The organism is Photobacterium pectinilyticum (genome assembly GCF_024357955.1).
GTDB lineage: Bacteria > Pseudomonadota > Gammaproteobacteria > Enterobacterales > Vibrionaceae > Photobacterium > Photobacterium pectinilyticum.
Map to the genome: position 1 here is coordinate 1 of NZ_JANEYT010000152.1, position 3,168 is coordinate 3,168.

The following is a 3,168-nucleotide window of genomic DNA, read 5'->3' on the forward strand; positions in this document are numbered from 1 at the left end:
TCTGCTCCCTTCACTGTGTCGAGGGATCAGATCATCGCGCTACCAAAAGGTTCCCAGGATTTGTTCAACAACGCCATTGTGAGCTGGTGTCCGGTAAACTATGGACGGTATGCGCTGCAGTAGCTGACTTGTCACCAGAGGTAGTTAACTGCATTTCTAGTGGTGTGAGTTCATCTAGCTCAGCCAGTGTTAACTGATAGGTGGCAGCAGATGATTTTTCGCCAGCAGTGGCAAGATGAAAGTCCAACACGCTGTTAGCTAGTGTAGATGCTGATGACAGAACGAGGGCTAGGTAAAGGAAATATGTTTTCTTCATAATTGACACTCACTAAAGCTTATTTGATAAGCAGGCATAGCAGCTTATCGAGGTTAATCTTTAACCTGCAAGACTGATTAAATACTTATGTAGGTTGGTATTGGTTGTTGGAAGTTATACTAACAAGCTGAATGAAAGTGTGTGTCTCGCTGTGTAAATCAACGCAAATAAAAAAGCACCCTTAGTCAAGAGACTAAAGGTGCTGTACATAGCGGTATCCTTTTTAGGGAAACAGAGAGCGGCTATTTGTCAGCGACTTTCTCAAGGCCCCACACAATGCCGATTCCCAGTAACATGGCAACAACGGCATAGCCTAGTAGAGCGGGCTGCCCAGTTACATGTTCAAAACTGAAAGGGGACAAGTTCTGCTCAATCAAGGGAACTTGCTCGCCACTGGAGTTAGTTCTCCAAGTCAATGTTTCTTTCCAAGGCCAAATCTTACTTAAGGTGCCAAGCATTAATCCTGTTAGGAATGTGAGTGCGATATCGCGGTAGTTGCGCAACACCCACGACAAAATGTGCGAAAAGGTAAGAAGCCCAATAACACAACCACAAGCAAACAGACCTAAAGTGACAATATCCAGTGATCTTGCTGCACCAAGAATCGGTGTGTACATGCCCAGTAGCAACAGAATGAAGCTACCGGATATGCCAGGTAAAATCATGGCACAGATGGCAATAGAGCCTGCCAGTAGAATGTTAACGTGAGTTGGCTCAAGCGTAAGCGGATGAAGAACAGTAATGCCGTAGGCGAAAAGCGCGCCGGCAATCACCGCAATGATCCGCGAAGCTCCCCAGTGAGTGATCTGTTTGAACATATGGATCACTGAGATGATGATTAAGCCAAAGAAAAATGACCACAGTGGGATAGGGTGTGTATGAAGCATCCAGGTAATGACTCTAGCAAGAGTAAAAATGCTGGTCAGGATCCCCGAGAGCAACAGGACAAGGAATGTACCGTTAATATGATTGAAGACAGCCTTGAACCCTTCTTTGCGCCAAAGGCCAATCAAGCTTGGATTAACGCGTCGAATGCTTTCAAGAAGTGTGTCGTAAATGCCTGTAATAAATGCGATTGTTCCGCCAGAGACTCCCGGTACGACATCAGCCGCTCCCATAGCCATCCCTTTTAGGAAGGTAAACACTTTGCTCATAGCTTTCCATTAGTTACCGATGAGAATTAAACTGGCGCTATTATACCTACAATGCGTGAAAAAAAAGTGTTTTCCTCCTGCCGCAAATTGAAATTGGACTTTTTTTCACTTAACCATTGCTAACGTCAGTTCTTAGTGGGTGGCTCTGGAGTCAAAACAAGTGAATTTATTGAAAAGTAACGCTTTCTGGTGCTTGCTGTTGTTCACTTTGAAGTGCTATTGCCAGAGAGCCCAGCTAGGCTGTGGCTGAAGTTTTTGACCGGATCAGCATAAATTTATTGCCAAACAGCTATGAGACCGGCAATTGGGTCATACCGATGTTTGACTATATTGTCGCATTTTAGATCAATGCGAAACTCAACCAAACAATAGTATTAAACCTGCTTACGGAACCGACAGAAGAGACGTTTTTTGTCGATGGTTTCTTATGGGGTAAATCATGTTTTGAGCTGCGATCTGAGTCCAATAAGCGATAACGAGATCATTGTAAGGAGGGGTAAGCGTTCTGGTGCTTTGGGGTATCAGTAGGTTGTCGGTATGGGCTTAGAGTGTGATGTCGGTAGTTGGTTGGTTTATTAAATTGTGACATGTGAAGAAAAGCCCATAAATAAAATATGGAATTATGGCTTCAGTGAAACAATAAATTGGAGTCTGATTATGTACCGTGATTTATTACAAATCCCTGCAGATCATCAGTTTGTCCGTACTGATATGAAGTGGGATATAGGGAAAAAACAAGATATTGATACATTTTGGTATGATGAAAAAAGCCCTTGTGGTGAAGTTGTCGCAAAATATATTGTGAAAGTTATTAAGTATGTTTACCCTCAGAAAAAGGCAGACATTAGCTTTAAGAAATATTCTGCGGATGCCTTATCTTTGTTAGCTCATGGAGATTTAAAGCACTGAGATAGGATGAAAAGTGGCATATGATGCCACTTTTCACTTTAGTATATATCTACGTTGCTTGGCTTTCAGTATCTCTTGTACTTAAGAACTCAATCAAGAACGGCTTGTATGGAAGCTCCAAAATGTGATTAATATCATGGAATATGCGCCATCATTATTAACGTGGTTGAATAAGATGGGGCTGGGGAATACACTAACTCTGTAGCAAGTTAAATGGAGTTAAATTTCAATATGATACCGCAAGATTCGACATTAAGAGTGGTCAGACCAACAGACAATGTATCCCAAATTGCAGCCATGTACCGACAGGCACTGGGTTTTGATTTATTAAAGCAATTTGACGATTACGAAGGTTTTGATGGTGTCGTTCTAGGGCATAAGCATCACCCATATCATATCGAGTTTGTTCATAAGATTGGTTCTGTAGTGGGTCAAGCCCCCAGCCATGAACACTTATTAGTTTTTTATGTTGATTGCAGCCAGGCTTGGGAACGGGCTTGTCGGAAAATGATCGATGCTGGTTTTTCGGTCGTTGAGTCAAGTAACCCATATTGGGAGCAGGTCGGGAAAACGTTTGAAGATCTTGATGGTTATCGTGTCGTACTGCAGAATCGAGATTGGGAAAACTAGGTCTCTTATGCTAGCGGCATGTGATTAAGCTCAAGTTGAAGAACTTGAGCTTTTTTAATGCTTGTTGACTTCATCAATGCTGTGTATCCGCCCCATGATTCCACGGGGCGATTATTAATGAGAGAAGTTCCAAGGAAGTAGAGAGTCGATATCCGGCTC

At 42.7% G+C, this 3,168-nt stretch carries 4 protein-coding genes; 2 read left to right on the forward strand and 2 right to left on the reverse strand.

All coding sequences use genetic code 11. The features are described 5' to 3' along the window. Window positions 1–64 precede the first annotated feature (64 nt). Window positions 65–316, reverse strand: a complete 252-nt coding sequence (locus tag NHN17_RS25480) for a hypothetical protein (protein WP_255045469.1) — start codon at window positions 314–316, stop codon at window positions 65–67. Window positions 317–558: 242 nt separating this feature from the next. Continuing rightward, window positions 559–1,470 (reverse strand): polyprenyl-phosphate transporter, encoded by a 912-nt coding sequence (locus tag NHN17_RS25485; protein ID WP_255045470.1) that lies wholly within the window; start codon window positions 1,468–1,470, stop codon window positions 559–561. Window positions 1,471–2,127: 657 nt separating this feature from the next. On the opposite strand from NHN17_RS25485, the gene NHN17_RS25490 reads away from it, so the two are divergent. Next, window positions 2,128–2,379 carry a hypothetical protein gene (locus tag NHN17_RS25490; RefSeq protein ID WP_255045471.1) on the forward strand — a complete coding sequence of 84 codons (252 nt, stop codon included), beginning with the start codon at window positions 2,128–2,130 and terminating at the stop codon, window positions 2,377–2,379. A gap of 231 nt (window positions 2,380–2,610) precedes the next feature. After that, on the forward strand, window positions 2,611–3,009 hold the full coding sequence (locus tag NHN17_RS25495) for a VOC family protein (protein ID WP_255045472.1): 399 nt from the start codon (window positions 2,611–2,613) through the stop codon (window positions 3,007–3,009). The last annotated feature ends 159 nt before the right edge of the window (window positions 3,010–3,168 follow it).

What these genes read in the sequence shown, in the direction of transcription:
- NHN17_RS25480 (WP_255045469.1), bottom strand. Translation starts at nt 316, where the DNA reads ATGAAGAAAACATATTTCCTTTACCTAGCCCTCGTTCTGTCATCAGCA.
- NHN17_RS25485 (WP_255045470.1), bottom strand. Translation starts at nt 1,470, where the DNA reads ATGAGCAAAGTGTTTACCTTCCTAAAAGGGATGGCTATGGGAGCGGCT.
- NHN17_RS25490 (WP_255045471.1), top strand. Translation starts at nt 2,128, where the DNA reads ATGTACCGTGATTTATTACAAATCCCTGCAGATCATCAGTTTGTCCGT.
- NHN17_RS25495 (WP_255045472.1), top strand. Translation starts at nt 2,611, where the DNA reads ATGATACCGCAAGATTCGACATTAAGAGTGGTCAGACCAACAGACAAT.